The sequence below is a fragment of the Tahibacter aquaticus genome (genome assembly GCF_004363655.1).
In the GTDB taxonomy this organism is placed as follows: Bacteria; Pseudomonadota; Gammaproteobacteria; order Xanthomonadales; family Rhodanobacteraceae; genus Tahibacter; species Tahibacter aquaticus.
This window is the reverse complement of sequence record NZ_SNZH01000025.1, coordinates 57858-71658: the sequence shown is the minus strand read 5'-3', so window position 1 is coordinate 71658 and position 13801 is coordinate 57858. Positions and strand designations below refer to the sequence as shown.

The following is a 13801-nucleotide window of genomic DNA, read 5'->3' as shown; positions in this document are numbered from 1 at the left end:
ACCACCGGCGTCACCGACAGCCAGGTCGTCAGCACCACCGGCACCCTGACCGGCCTGCGCCTGTCCTTCGATATCACCCACACCTACATGGGCGACCTCACCCTGGTCCTGACCAAGGGCACCACCTCGGTCACCTTCCTGCAGCGTCCGGGCAATGCGGCTAACACCGGTTCCAGCGGCTGCTCGGGCAACAACGGCAACGTCATCGTCGACGGCGCCGCCAGCCTGACCCTGGAAAGCAACTGCGGCAGCGGCACGCCGGCCTATACCAGCGGCGCCAGCTACCGGCCGAACAACCCGTTCACGCCGTTCGTTGGCCAGTCCCTCAACGGCACCTGGAGCCTGCGCGCGTTCGATGCCGCCGGCACCGACATCGGTACGCTGAACGGCTGGTGCCTGTTGCCGACGCTGTAAGGTTCACGACGTCAGAAGTGTGAGGCAGTCATTGGCGGGCCCCTGGACGGGGCCCGCTTTTTTCGTTGTGGAATTGGAACATTTATCGAATGGACAAAATGCACACGCAGGTTGGGGTAAGCCGCCAGGCACACCCCAACATCGAGGCATCTCACGCACGAAGAACACGTGACGGAGGAAATCCATTGCATCGCCATGGGGTGGAGCGATTGCATCGCCATGCCGCGCGAGGGCGATTGCATTGCCATGGCGTCAACGCGATCACAGGTCCGTTCTTTCGCAGGTTGCCAGCGGAAAGGCCGGGCAGCGCAGCCCGCAGCGCCTGCCTGAGCCCGCAGCAGCTGCCGGAAGCGGCCGACGCTTTTCGTAGGGTGCGATGAGCGCAGCGAATCGCACCACCGCGGCCTTGGCCGCATGCCGTGGACCTTGCGGCGCAATTCGCGTTGCTCAGCGCGCCCACATCGACGAAGGCAGGAATGCTTCGGCATGGGCTTTTTGATGGTGCGACACCGCGATGTCGAGGTGCGCCTGGCGGCTTAGCCCAACCTAGGTATCGCCCGGTTTTCGCAGCACCGCGATGACGCACCCGCCGATTCTCACAACCCCACAATCACCAGTCGCCGCGGATGCGGTTGCCTTCCTGGCGGCGGTCCCAGCCGCGCAGGTCATCGCGGATATGCGAGATGCGCTGCCGGCCCAGGGCATTGCGTTCTTCGTCCAGCACCACCGCATCGAGCAGTTCGGCCAGGCGCTGCGCGGTCGGCAGCATGGTGTCCCAGGCGTCCAGCGCGGTCAGCGGACCGGGCAAGGCCATGAAGAAACTCAGTCCGGGCGTGCTCAGTTCGTCGATGCGGCTCATGTCGAAATGGCCGGGCTTGACCATGTTCGCCGCGCTGAAGATCGGGCCCAGCTCGCGCCGGCCGTCGACCAGTCGATGGAAGATGCCCAGGTCGCCGAATTCCAGCCCGCATTTCTCTGCCGCGACAATCAGGTCGCTGCCGTGGATATTGCTGCCGGCGCGTGCGGCAATGAACAAGGTGACGATGCGCTCCACCGGCTGTTCCGGTCGCTGGCCTACCGTGGAGCGCAGCGGTGCCTGGAACAGGTCGGCCGCGTGTACGCGCTGGCGCGAACCTTCGCCGCTGTCATCGTGGCCGAAATCGCCGTCGTCCAGGCCGTCGTCGGTGGCGCGCATCGACGGCAGTTCGTCGTCACGCTCCCCACCCAGCGTCGGTTCGCGCCGGTCGCCGCCCTTGCCGCCGCCGACACGGCGGCCCTGGCCGGGCTTTTTCGGCGAGCCGAGGAAATAGATCAGTGCCAGCACGATCGCGCCCAGCACGATCAGGATCAGGCGCAGTTCGTTCGCACTCAGGCCTTGCGGTTCCATGCAATAACTCCTCTCAGGCCGCGCCGACCAGTTTCGACGCCTCGGCCAGGTCGACCTGGACCAGGCGCGACACGCCAGGCTCGCGCATGGTCACGCCGCAGAGCTGGTGCGCGGCTTCCATGGTGGTCTTGTTGTGCGAGACGAACAAGAACTGCACATGCTCGGACATTTCGTTGACCATACTGGAGAAACGGCCGACATTGGCCTCGTCCAGCGGCGCATCGACTTCGTCCAGCAGGCAGAACGGCGCGGGATTCAGGCGGAAGATCGAGAACACCAGCGCCACCGCGGTCAATGCCTTTTCGCCGCCGGACAGCAGCGAGATCGAAGTGACGCGCTTGCCCGGCGGGCGCGCCATGATCGACACGCCGGTGTCGAGCAGGTCGTCGCCGGTCAGTTCGAGATAGGCGTGGCCGCCGCCGAACAGGCGCGGAAACAGTTCCTGCAGACCGGAATTCACCTTGTCGAAGGTTTCCTTGAAGCGCTGGCGCGTCTCGCGGTCGATCTTCTTGATCGCGCCTTCCAGCGTTTCCATCGCCGTGGTCAGGTCGGCCAGCTGCGCATCGAGATAGGTCTTGCGCTGCGACTGTTCCTCGTATTCCTGGATCGCGGCGAGATTGACCGGCTCCAGCCGGCGGATCTTGCCTTCCAGCTCGGTCAGCGCCTGGCTCCAGTCGCCGATGTCGGCGTGCTCGGGCAAGGCCGCCAGCACGCTGTCGAGTTCCAGGCCGGCTTCGACGATGGCCTGGGCCAGCGCTTCCGCGCGCAGCTTGAGGCCGTGCTCGGACATGCGCTTCTCGCCGATGGCTTCGCGCCGCTGCGTCAGCACGTGCTCGACGCGCTGGCGTTCCTGGTCGAGGCGGCGGAACTCCGCATCGCAGTCTTCCAGTGCACGGCGCGCATCGACCAGCTGGCGGTCGACCAGCAGGCGCTGGTTCAGATAGGTCTGGCGTTCGCTGTCCAGCTCGGCCTGCGGATCTTCGTCCGCGGCGAGCTGCTGGGCGATTTCCTGGCGGCGCGAATCCAGCTGCGCGATCTGCGACTGCATGCGTCCCAGCGCCTGTTCCAGCGAGCCGATCGCACTGCGCTTGGATTCCAGCGACAAGGCCAGCTGGTGCGCCTGGTCGCGTGCCTCGCGCGCATTCATGCGCGCTTCCTCGCGCTGTTCCAGCGTGCGCCGGCGCTCGCCGTCCAGCGCCTGGCGCTGCTGTTCCAGGTCGCCCATGCGCATCACGGCCAGGTCGAGGCGGCCGCGCGCTTCTTTCACCTGGGCCTGGTCGTCGGCCAGCTTGGCCGCCAGCTGGGCGATTTCCACATCGACCTTCTCCAGCCGCGCCTGCGCGGTTTCCACCTTGCCGCGGTGGCTCTGCAGCTGGCCGCCGATTTCCGCCAGGCGGCGGTGCGCGATATACAGCTCGCGCTGCGCGTCGTCGCGCAGCCGCTCGGTTTCCACTTTGGACGATTTCAACTCGTCCAGTTGTTCGGCCAGATCCTGGGCGCGCTCGTCCAGCGCCTCGCTCTGCGCCTGCAGCGCGTGGATCTCGCGCTCGCGCGCCAGCACGCCGGCCTGGGCGCCGCCGCGGCGCAGTACACGCAGATAGCCGGCGCCGAACCACTCGCCCTGGGGCGTCACCACCGAATGCCCGGGCGCCAGCTGCGACGCAATCTGCTGCGCCTCGTCCAGCGAACCAGCCACGCGTACCAGCGACAACAGGTTCAGTACCGCGGCCGGGCCGCGCGCATGCGCCGACAAGGTGCCTTCGACGTGTTCGCCGCCCTGGGCCGAGGCGATCAGCACCATGTCGGCTTCGCGCAGTCCGGCCAGGTCACCCGCATAGTCCTGCGGCGCTTCCACCAGCACGCCTTCGAGCAGGCCGGACAGCACGGTTTCCAGCGCGGTTTCCCAGCCGGCGTCGACGTCCAGCGCCTCGCCCAGGCGGCGCGCATCGCGCAGGCCGGCCTGTTGCAGCCACTGGCTGGCCGCGCCTTTCTCCTGGCCCAGCGCCGCATGCTGCAGCGCCTCCAGCGAGGCGAGGCGGCCGCGCAGGGTCTGCACCTGCTGGCGCGTGTCGCTGAGGCCCGACTGGGTCGTGCGCTCGGTTTCCAGCACGCGTTCGCAGGCGGTCTTGCGCTCGTCCAGCAGGCTGGCCAAGGTTTCCACTTTGTCGCGTTGTGCTTCCTGCTCGTCGCCCAGGCTGTCGGCGGCGGCGCTGAGCGTATCCAGGTCGGCGGCGCGCTTTTCGCTCTCCAGCGCTTCCAGCCGGCGCGCCATGTCCAGGCACTGGCGGTCGAGGAAGTCCAGGCGTGTGCGCTCCACTTCGGCCGCGCGGCCCGATTCGGACGAGTCGCCGGAATAGCGATCCCAGGCGGTCTGCCATTCGGCCAGGCGCGCTTCCGCATCGCGCAGCACCTCGGCGGTCTGCTCGTCCATCTCGCGCAGCGCATCGAGCTTCGGCACGCCTTCGTCCAGGGCCGTGCGCAGGGTTTCGATCTGTTCCTGGTCGGTGCCGATATGCTCGGCCAGTTCGCGGTAGGCGCGCTCGGTCTCGTCGCGGCTCTTGTCCAGGCGCCCGCGCAGTTCGCGGTTGTGCGCGATCTGCTGCTCGACCCGGGCGATGTCCGCGCCGACCTTGTACACCTCGCCCTGCACCAGGCCCAGGTGTTCGTTGGCAGCGTGGTGGCGTTCGCGGCTGGCTTCCAGCTGCGCTTCGATCTGGCGCTGGTCGGCGACGAATTTCTCGATCTCGACTTCGGCCTGGCGCAGCGCGTTGCCCTGGCCTTCGACCTCATTGGCGATGGCGCGGTAATTCAGCGCGCGCAGTTCGGCCTCTTTCTGTTTCTGCTCGGCCTTCAGCTCCTGCCAGCGCGCCGCGGCCTTGGCCTGGCGGTTCAGGTGCTCCAGCTGCTTGTCCACTTCGTCGCGCACGTCGCGCACGCGGTCGAGGTTTTCGCGCGTGGCCTTGATGCGGCTTTCGGTTTCCTTACGCCGTTCCTTGTACTTGGAAATGCCGGCGGCTTCTTCCAGGTGATGGCGCAGCGCCTCGGGGTCGGATTCGACCACCTGGGAAATCATGCCCTGCTCGATGATGGAATAGCTGCGCGCGCCCAGGCCGGTGCCGAGGAACAGGTCGGTGATGTCGCGCCGGCGGCAGCGGCCGCCATTGAGCAGGTATTGCGACTGGCCATCGCGGCTGACCACGCGCTTGACCGAGATTTCGTTGAACTTGGCGTACTCGCCGACGATGGTGCCGTCGGAGTTGTCGAACACCAGTTCGACCGAGGCCTGGCCGACCGGCTTGCGCGCGCTGGAACCGGAGAAGATCACGTCGGTGAGCGAATCGCCGCGCAGGCGGCTGGCCGCGCTTTCGCCCATGACCCAGCGGATCGCGTCGATGATGTTGGACTTGCCACAGCCGTTGGGACCGACGATGCCGGTCATGTTGGTCGGCAGATGCAGCGTGGTCGGATCGACGAACGACTTGAAACCGGCCAGTTTGATCGTGGTCAGGCGCATGGAATTACCGCGTCAACGGGCGCGCATTATAAGCCGCCCCATCCCTGAACGGCGCGCTTGGGGGCGGCAGCGGCTGCCGCGGCCGGCAGGCCGTGGCAGACCTCGCCGCCAGCCCCGGCGGGGACTCGCGGCGGATACGGCTGTCGATTGAAATTATTGCGTTTTTTCCGGCGTCGGCGGCGCGGCAGGCGGCGGCGGCGCGGGGGCGGCCGCGGGTGCCGCCGGATCGCCCTTGGGCGCCTTGAGATCGAGGATCACGGCTTCGCCGCGCATCTTCTGCATCCAGACTTCGCCCTGGCGCGCCTGCATGCGCTTGCGCAGTTCCGGACCGACCGCATCGAACGCCGGCGGCGTAACCGGGTGGGTAGCAACCAGGTGCATCAGATGCCAGCCGTACTGCGACTTCACCGGCACCTTGGTCGCTTCGCCGGGCTTGAGCTTCTTCAATGCCTCGACCAGCTCCGGCGCCGGCAGCTGTACCAGGCGCACGTCCTTGAACTCGCGCGCCTGCTTAGCCTTGCCCTGCCATTCGGCATACACCGCAGCCCAGTCCTTGCCGGCAAGCAGGGCCTCGGAAACCTTCAGCGCCTCGGCTTCGTTGTCGAACAGCATCTGGCCGAAATCGTAGGACTCGGTGCCGGCCTTGGCCACCTGGGCTTCGTACTCGGTCTTCAGTGCCTGGTCGCTGATCGGATGGCTGCGCGCATAGGCTTCCATGGTCGCGTTGGCCACGCCCTGCAGGCGCTGCGCCTCGACCGTGACGGCGAACTGGGCATCGCCTTCGAAGGTCTGCTTGCGGGCGAAATTCGCCAGCAGCACGTAGTCGGACAGCTCCTTGATGGCGCGCTGGCGCTGTTCCGGATTGTTCAGATCCAGGCCACGGCCGCGCGCGACTTCGGCCAGCAGCGCCTCGGCCACGGGCTGGTCGTTGACGCGCAGCGCCGGCTCGCCGGTGGTGAATTGCACCGGCGGCAGCGGCTTGTTCTCGGCGGAACAGCCGGCCAGGGCGGCGACGATCAGCAGGGGCAACAGTCTACGCATGCAGAACTCCTCAGGTTTCTTCCGGCGCGCGGGCCTCGATGGCCAGCGCGTGGATATCGGTATTCATCAGCTCGCCCACCGCCGCGTACACCAGGCGATGCCGCGCCAGCGGCGCCTTGCCGGCGAACTGGCTGCTGACGATGCGTACACGGAAATGGCCGCGGCCGTCGCGCGCGCCTTCGTGGCCGGCGTGCTTGTGGCTTTCGTCGATGAGTTCCAGCGCGCTGGGCTGCAGTTGCTCCAGCGCAGCGCGGATGCGCGCGAGGCGGTCGCTCACGGCAGCACTTTCTTGAACGGCCGCACGCTGACGCTGGCATAGACGCCGGCGGCGATATACGGATCGGCGTCGGCCCAGGCCTGGGCCGCGGCGAGGTCGGTGAATTCGGCCACGATCAGGCTGCCGCTGAAGCCGGCGCTGCCCGGGTCTTCCGTATCGATGGCGGGAAACGGACCGGCCAGCAGGATGCGGCCTTGGTCCTTGAGCTGCTGCAATCGCGCGATATGCGCAGGGCGGGCTTCAAGCCGGCGCTGCAGCGAATTTTCCACATCCAGTCCGACGATCGCATACCACATCGTTCAATCCTTTCGCTGTCCGGCACGCCGCGATGCGCCATGAAACAGCGAAGCAGGCAGGCCGATGAGTGGAATCCGCGGCACCGGCTGACGAGCCGGGCCGCAGGGAACGCGCATTCTAGCGGATCGCCCTGCTGCTGCCGCGTTAAGTCCTTGTCATCGCAGCGCCCTGCCCGGCTTGCCCGGTACAGGGCGCTTCGCTGCGCCATCAGTCGGTGGCGGGTTCGAAGCCGTCGACGAACAGCGAAGGCTCGAAGCTCAGGCCGGACCGGTTGTTGCCCGGCGCCAGGTCGGTTTCGCCCATTTGCGGGTTCGCTGTCGCATCGGCCTCGATCACGACCACGGGCACGGCGCCGCTGAGGCGGATATCCGCGCGGAAGGTGATCTGGTCGCCCGGCGCGAAATAGCCCGGCGTCTGCACCCACTCGAGCGCACCCGGCGACGGGCCTGTGCACAGATCCGGCCGCGATGCCTCGCAGGACCAGCTCACCGGCGTAGCCGCCGACGTCACGCGCGCCTGCAGGCGCGGCAGGCGCGAGGAATGCACGCCCGGGTTGAGGAAGCGGATGCTGCAATGCGCCACGCGGTCGGCAAACAGGCTGCGCCGCTCGCAGGCGATATCGCTGCGCAGATCGATAGTCGTGACGACCGGTATCTTGAACACGACGATTTCATCGCCAGGCGCGATCTCGCTGTCGTCGGAGGCGACGCTGGCAGCAAACTGCACGTGATTGCGCACATCGTCGCCTACGTGCATGAGCAGGCCGTATTCCGCGCGCTGGCCCGCATCCAGTGTCGCGGCCAGGTCGCAGTTCGGATAGCCGGCATTGCTGCAGCCGGCGCTGGCGACGAAGGTCAGGCGCTGCGCGCCGGCCGCCACCCGCACGCGGTGCGCCGTATCCGGGCCGTTGTTCTGCACGCCGATGAAGAGTTCCAGATCGTCGCCCGGACTGACCTGCAGCGGTGGCGTGACCTCGATGCGCAGGTCCACATCGCCGTAATAGCCCTGCGCCTTGAGCACCGAACTCCAGTCCGGCGACAGCAGCGCCGCGGCAGCGATGGCGGTCAGGCCGCCGGCGAACAACAGGCGGCGCAGGCCGCGGGTTTGCGTGGTCGAGCTCATTGACGTCCCTGAGGTGAAACAGCGGTGGATTGAAGCGCGAGCAGCCCCAGCAGCAGCGTTGCCAGCATCCAGGTCCACAGACGCAGCAGACTCGCCTCGGTCGCCGCTACCGCGGCAATCACCAGCAAGGCCGCGGCAATCGCGGAATGTAGCGAATCGTCCTTACAGCGCAGCGACGCGGCACGGCGCCGTATCGTTTCCGCCAGGGCCAGCAGCGCAAGCAGGCCGGCCGCACCGAGTTCCGCCAGCACTTCCAGCGGAAGGCTATGCGGCCATGGCGTGCGGCGCGGATCGACCAGCGCGTCGACCGGCACGGTCGAAGACTCCCGATAGGCAAGGACGAAATTGTGCAGTCCCACCCCCAACGGGTGGTCGAGGAAGACCTGCAGCGCCGCCTGCCACAGTTGCCAGCGCGCCTGCATCGACGGCATGAACGGCACGGCCAGCACCAACAGCAACAGCGCGGCAGCGAGCAGCGGCAGCAGCAGGCGCAGCGAAAACAGCTTCACGCCGCGGCGCAACGCGGCCTGGGCGATCACGGCCATCAGCGTCGCCAGACACAGGGTCCAGGAATGCAGCCATAGCGCCAGCGCCAGCGCGGCGGCGGCGGCCAGCACATACAGCCAGCGCGGCGCAGCGGTGGCGGCAAACGGCAACAGGCAGGCAATCCAGGCCAGGTCGTTCGGCACCACCAGCCAGGCCGCACCGGCGCTGCGCACCCAGCTGCCTGGCGCAGCCCCGTGATCGTACAAAGCGGCAAAAGCGACAAGTGCAATCTGCGTCAGCGCCGCCAGACCCAGGGCCGCGGCGACAAGTAACGGCGCCGCGGGCCGGCATTCGCTGCGGGCCAGCAGAAACCACAAAGGCAGGGCCGCCAGCAGCGGCATGCTCAGGGCGAACGAGCGGCGCGGGTCCAGCCCGAGAAACGAGGCTGCCAGCGCCGCCAGCAGGAACGCGAGCAGCGCCCATTCCAGCGTATCCGGCGCCCGCGACAGATCGATCTCGTCGCGCCACAGCGCCAGCGCCGCACCGGCAATCAGGCAGGCCCAGGCCAAGCCCAGGCTGGCATCCGCGCCCTGCAGGACGAGAAAGCCGGCGATGCCGGCGGCGCTGGCCGACCATCCCCCCTGGCCGGCCACGGGACGATCAGGCTTCGGGACGCATGTACGGGAACAGCAGCACGTCGCGGATGGAGGCCGCATCGGCCAGCAGCATCACCAGCCGGTCGATGCCGACGCCCAGGCCGCCGGTCGGCGGCAGGCCGTATTCCAGCGCGCGGATATAGTCGGCGTCGAAATGCATGGCCTCGTCGTCGCCGGAATCCTTGGCGGCGACTTGTGCCTGGAATCGCGCGGCCTGGTCTTCCGGGTCGTTCAATTCGGAAAAACCATTCGCGATTTCCTTGCCGGCGACGAACAGCTCGAAGCGGTCGGTGATGCCGGGATCGCCGTCGTTCTCCCGCGCCAGCGGCGACACTTCGGTCGGGTACTGCGTAATGAAGGTCGGCTGCACCAGGCCGGCTTCGACTGTCGCCTCGAACAGCTCCAGCAGCAGCTTGCCCCAGCCGTACGACGGCTTGACGTGGATGCCCAGGCGCACGCAGTGCGCGGCCAGCGCGTCGCGGTCGCGCAGCTCGTGCGGCTGGATTTCGGGATTGAGTTCGCGCACCGCCTGTTCCATCGGCCAGCGCCGGAAGGCCGGGCCTACGTCGATGTCGCGGCCTTCCCAGGTCAGCGCGGTGCGGCCCAGCGTGGCCTGGGCGGTGTCGCGGATCATCGCCTCGGTCAGGTCCATCACCTCGGTATAGGTGGCGTAGGCCTGGTACAGCTCCAGCATGGTGAATTCGGGGTTGTGCCGCGTCGACACGCCTTCATTGCGGAAGTTGCGGTTGATCTCGTAGACGCGCTCGAAGCCGCCGACGACCAGGCGCTTGAGGTACAGCTCCGGCGCCACGCGCAGGTACAGCTGCAGGTCGAGCGCGTTGTGATGAGTGACGAACGGCCGCGCCGTGGCGCCGCCGGGAATCACGTGCATCATCGGCGTTTCCACTTCCATGAAGCGGCGCGGCGGCGCTTCCAGCCAGCTGCGGATATGCCCGATCACGGCGGAGCGCAGCTTGAACACGCGGCGCGCTTCCTCGGTGACGATCAGGTCGACGTAGCGCTGGCGATAGCGCTGCTCCACGTCGGCCAGGCCGTGCCACTTGTCCGGCAGCGGCCGCAGCGACTTGGTCAGCAGACGCAATTTATCCACTTTGACCGAAAGTTCACCGGTCTTGGTGCGCGTCAGCAGGCCCTCGGCGGCGAGGATGTCGCCCACGTCCCAGCCCTTGAACGCGGCATAGGTTTCCTCGCCCAGCGCGCCCTGCTGCAGGAACAGCTGCAGGCGCGCCGACATGTCCTGGATCTGGGCAAAGCTGGCCTTGCCCATCTGGCGCTTGGCCAGCAGGCGGCCAGCCACGCGGACGCGCCGCTGCAGCGCTTCCAGCGCCTCGGCGGTCCACTGTTCCTTGTCGGCGAATTCGCCCTGCAGGTCGCCGGCGAAGGCGTCCGGCACGAAATCGTTGGGATAGGCGATGCCGGCGGCGCGCAAGGCCTTGAGTTTTTCCCGGCGCTCGGCAATCAGCTTGTTCTCGTCCACGGCCGGTGTTCCGGCCGCGTTGTCCGGCGCGCCCGGCGCCGGGTCCGGCTTCTTGCTTTCGTCGCTCATCGCACTCTTCCCAATCAACTCGGCTGGCCTACCGGCCCGGATTTACTTTGCGCTGGCGCGCTTCACCAGCGCCAGCAGGCGCGGATTGTCGGTCACGCCCTCGGTGAGCTTGGCCGCGCCTTCCGCCGACAGCTTCGCGCCCGCGTCGATCAGCGCCTCGGCCGTGTCGTAGTTGCCGACGATCAACGCCATCGACAGCGGCGTGAAACCCTGCGGCGTGCGCACGTCCAGCTTGGCGCCGCCCGTGATCAGGCGCTTCACCACGCTGGGCGGGCATTGCTGCGCGGCCACGATCATGGTGCCCATCATGCCGGGATCGTCGGGCCGCGCGCCGGCGCGCAGCAGTACCTCGACGGTGGCATTGATGTCGGCCTCGGCCACGCGCTGGCCGACGCAGGCCGAGACGGCGAATTCCAGCGTGGTCTGCGGCGTCTGCTCCAGCTTGCCGTTGGCATCGACGCCAAGCAGCAGCATGGCCTCGACGATGTCGGCCTTGCCGTTCATCAGGTTGACCGGCAGGTTTTCCTGCATCACTGCGGTGCCGTCCTGTTCCATCACCTTCTCGGCCTGTTCCCGCGTCATGCGCGGACGGGCCGTGTCCTGGGCGACGGCGAGCATGCTGGCAGCAGCGAGTGTGGTGGCAATGACGATTTTTTCTATGCGCATGGAGCGTTTCCCGGGAGTGCTGTGTGTCATTCCGTTGCTGGCACGGCCTATTTCGCCGGCTTGATGGCCTTGGCGAGAATCGCCGCCTGTTTCGGGTCCTGCGGTTTTTCGAAGAACAGCTGGTCGGCTTCTTTCGCCGTCAGGCGTGCGCCCTTGCCGACCAGGAATTCGGCAATGTCCCAATGTCCACCGACGAAGGCCATTTTCAGCGGGGTGAACTGCTGCGCGTTGACCGGGTCGGGCTCGGCGCCCCCGGCAACGAGTTTTTCGATGATGGGCAAGGGGCAGGACTGCACCGCGCCAATCAGCACGCTGTTGCCCTGGGCATCTTTCTGCTTGATGTCGGCACCGTTGGCGAGCAGCAGGTCGATCACGGCGAGCTGACGCTCCAGCGCATTCTTCTTGGCGCAGGCGACCATGGTCGCGGTGCCCAGCGAGCTGAGGCCAGCCGGGCCTGGCGCCTTCACGTCGACGCCGGCATCGATCAGCGCCTGCACGATATCGGGCTGGGCATTCACCAGGGCCTGGCCCAGCGCATCGCTGGATGCGCCGACGTTGCGCGCGCGCAGGAATTCCAGCGCCGCCTGTTCTTTCTGCGCATCGGCCGGTTTGGCCGTGGCCGGCCTGGCGCCGTGGCTGACACGGTTGTCCTTCCAGTCCTGCAGCAGTTCGCCGCGACTATGGATAAAGCCGCTGGCCTCGCCAGTGGCCGACTTGGCCAGCGCAATCGCTTCGTCCAGTACTGCATCGGGCGCGTCGAGTGCGCGCAAGGCCATCAGTGCATCGCCGCGCACGCTCCAGCTGGCGTCGCTGCGGGCCACCTCCAGCAGCAGCGGCGGTGCGTTGTCCAGCAGCCAGGTCTTGACCGCGGCCGGCGAGCTGCCGCGTGCTTCGCCCAGCTCGGCGATCGCATCCACATACGTCGCCCGGGTCGAATCGTCCTTGGCGGCGCGCAGGCCATCGAACAGCGGCGCGAAATCGCGCGCCGGGTCGACCGTGCCCTGCTCCACTTTCGCTTCGACCTGTTTGACCAGATCGGAGGCCGAAGGGCCGCGCTTGGCCAGCGCGGCCAGGCTCAGGCACGACAGCGCGGCTGCCAGCAGAATCCGTTGCATGATGTATTTCTCCACGAGTGGATGCTTACGCGTCGATGCGCTTGGCGCCGGCTTCCAGGCCGAGCTTGAGGCTGGCCTCGATGTATTCGTCCAGGTCGCCGTCGAGCACTTTCTGCGTATCGGTGCGTTCCACGCCGGTGCGCAGATCCTTGATGCGCGACTGGTCCAGCACGTACGAGCGGATCTGGCTGCCCCAGCCGATGTCGGACTTGGTCGCTTCCAGCGCGTCCTTCTCGGCGTTGCGTTTCTGCACCTCGATCTCGTACAGCTTGGCCTTCAGCATCTTCATGGCGCGGTCGCGGTTGTTGTGCTGCGAACGCTCGGTCTGGCAGGCCACGACCACGCCGCTGGGCACATGCGTGATGCGCACGGCAGACTCGGTCTTGTTGACGTGCTGGCCGCCGGCGCCGGACGAGCGGTAGACGTCGGTCTTCAGGTCGGCCGGATTGATCTCGATGTCGATGTCGTCGTCCACTTCGGGCGCGACGAAGATCGACGAGAACGAGGTATGCCTGCGGTTGTCCGAATCGAACGGCGACTTGCGCACCAGGCGGTGCACGCCGATCTCGGTCTTCAGCCAGCCGTAGGCGTAGTCGCCCTCGACGCGGAACGAGGCGCTCTTGATGCCGGCCACGTCACCCGCGGAAACTTCCATCAGTTCGGTTTTCCAGCCTTTGTTTTCGCACCAGCGCAGGTACATGCGCAGCAGCATTTCGGCCCAGTCCTGCGCCTCGGTGCCGCCGGCGCCGGCCTGCACGTCGACGAAGGCGTTGGACGCATCCATCTTGCCGGCAAACATGCGCTGGAATTCCAGCTTGTCGACCTTGGCGGCCAGCAATTCCACGTCCTCGGACACGGCGACGGCAGTGCCTTCGTCGGCTTCGGCAATGGCCATTTCCAGCAGTTCCGCCGCGCCGGCCAGGCCTTCGATCAGGCTCTTGATGCCGTGCACGATCTTTTCCAGCTGGGCGCGTTCCTTGCCCAGATCCTGGGCCCGTTGCGGGTTGTCCCAGACCGTCGGGCTTTCCAGCTCGCGGCTTACTTCTTCGAGACGTTCAGACTTGGTCTCGTAGTCAAAGATACCCCCTAAGCGACTGCACCCGACCCGTCAGGTCGTCGATGCGCGCGGAGATCGGATTGGTCTCGATCATGGCTGGCTGCCGGCGTTGAACAAAAGAGGCGCAGCATAGCAGGGGCCATGCAAATCGTGAATCGCACGGCGCTACGCAGGCGGCGCTGCGCAGGGTGCGATGTGCGCA

12 protein-coding genes are annotated in these 13801 nt (G+C 67.1%); 1 reads left to right on the top strand and 11 read right to left on the bottom strand.

What is annotated here, in order from left to right; all coding sequences use genetic code 11:
- Nucleotides 1-414 (top strand): hypothetical protein (locus DFR29_RS29480; RefSeq protein WP_208113752.1); only part of this gene is annotated, 414 nt, incomplete at its 5' end.
- Between the two features lie 610 nt (nt 415-1024).
- Here the strand turns inward: DFR29_RS29480 and zipA are convergent.
- The 11 genes from zipA to prfB form a co-directional block, all read right to left on the bottom strand.
- On the bottom strand, nt 1025-1801 hold the full coding sequence (gene zipA / locus DFR29_RS27150; protein ID WP_133821783.1) for a cell division protein ZipA: 777 nt from the start codon (nt 1799-1801) through the stop codon (nt 1025-1027).
- 13 nt (nt 1802-1814) lie between these two features.
- Nucleotides 1815-5315 carry a chromosome segregation protein SMC gene (gene smc, locus DFR29_RS27145; protein ID WP_133821782.1) on the bottom strand — a complete coding sequence of 1167 codons (3501 nt, stop codon included), beginning with the start codon at nt 5313-5315 and terminating at the stop codon, nt 1815-1817.
- A gap of 153 nt (nt 5316-5468) precedes the next feature.
- A complete protein-coding gene (locus tag DFR29_RS27140; RefSeq protein WP_133821781.1) occupies nt 5469-6356 on the bottom strand; it encodes a peptidylprolyl isomerase in 888 nt (295 codons plus the stop codon).
- A 10-nt stretch (nt 6357-6366) separates the two neighbouring features.
- Nucleotides 6367-6633 carry a BolA family protein gene (locus tag DFR29_RS27135; protein WP_133821780.1) on the bottom strand — a complete coding sequence of 89 codons (267 nt, stop codon included), beginning with the start codon at nt 6631-6633 and terminating at the stop codon, nt 6367-6369.
- Entirely contained in the window at nt 6630-6929 is a 300-nt protein-coding gene (locus tag DFR29_RS27130; RefSeq protein ID WP_133821779.1) for a YciI family protein, read from the bottom strand. Before DFR29_RS27130 ends, DFR29_RS27135 begins: the two co-directional genes overlap by 4 nt.
- A 208-nt stretch (nt 6930-7137) precedes the next feature.
- Nucleotides 7138-8052: a DUF11 domain-containing protein gene (locus DFR29_RS27125; protein WP_133821778.1), complete on the bottom strand. Its 915-nt coding sequence runs from the start codon at nt 8050-8052 to the stop codon at nt 7138-7140.
- A complete protein-coding gene (locus tag DFR29_RS27120) occupies nt 8049-9191 on the bottom strand; it encodes an O-antigen ligase family protein (protein ID WP_133821777.1) in 1143 nt (380 codons plus the stop codon). The genes DFR29_RS27125 and DFR29_RS27120 overlap by 4 nt, the downstream gene beginning before the upstream one ends.
- 7 nt (nt 9192-9198) lie before the next feature.
- Nucleotides 9199-10761, bottom strand: a complete 1563-nt coding sequence (lysS, locus tag DFR29_RS27115) for a lysine--tRNA ligase (protein WP_133821776.1) — start codon at nt 10759-10761, stop codon at nt 9199-9201.
- A gap of 42 nt (nt 10762-10803) precedes the next feature.
- A complete protein-coding gene (locus DFR29_RS27110; protein WP_133821775.1) occupies nt 10804-11427 on the bottom strand; it encodes an ankyrin repeat domain-containing protein in 624 nt (207 codons plus the stop codon).
- A gap of 47 nt (nt 11428-11474) precedes the next feature.
- On the bottom strand, nt 11475-12542 hold the full coding sequence (locus DFR29_RS27105; protein WP_133821774.1) for an ankyrin repeat domain-containing protein: 1068 nt from the start codon (nt 12540-12542) through the stop codon (nt 11475-11477).
- Between the two features lie 25 nt (nt 12543-12567).
- Nucleotides 12568-13693, bottom strand: a protein-coding gene (gene prfB / locus DFR29_RS27100) for a peptide chain release factor 2 (protein WP_133821773.1) whose coding sequence is annotated in 2 segments (ribosomal slippage) — nt 12568-13617 and nt 13619-13693 — 1125 coding nt in all. Because the reading frame shifts where the segments join, the coding sequence is not laid out codon by codon here.
- Nucleotides 13694-13801 lie beyond the last annotated feature (108 nt).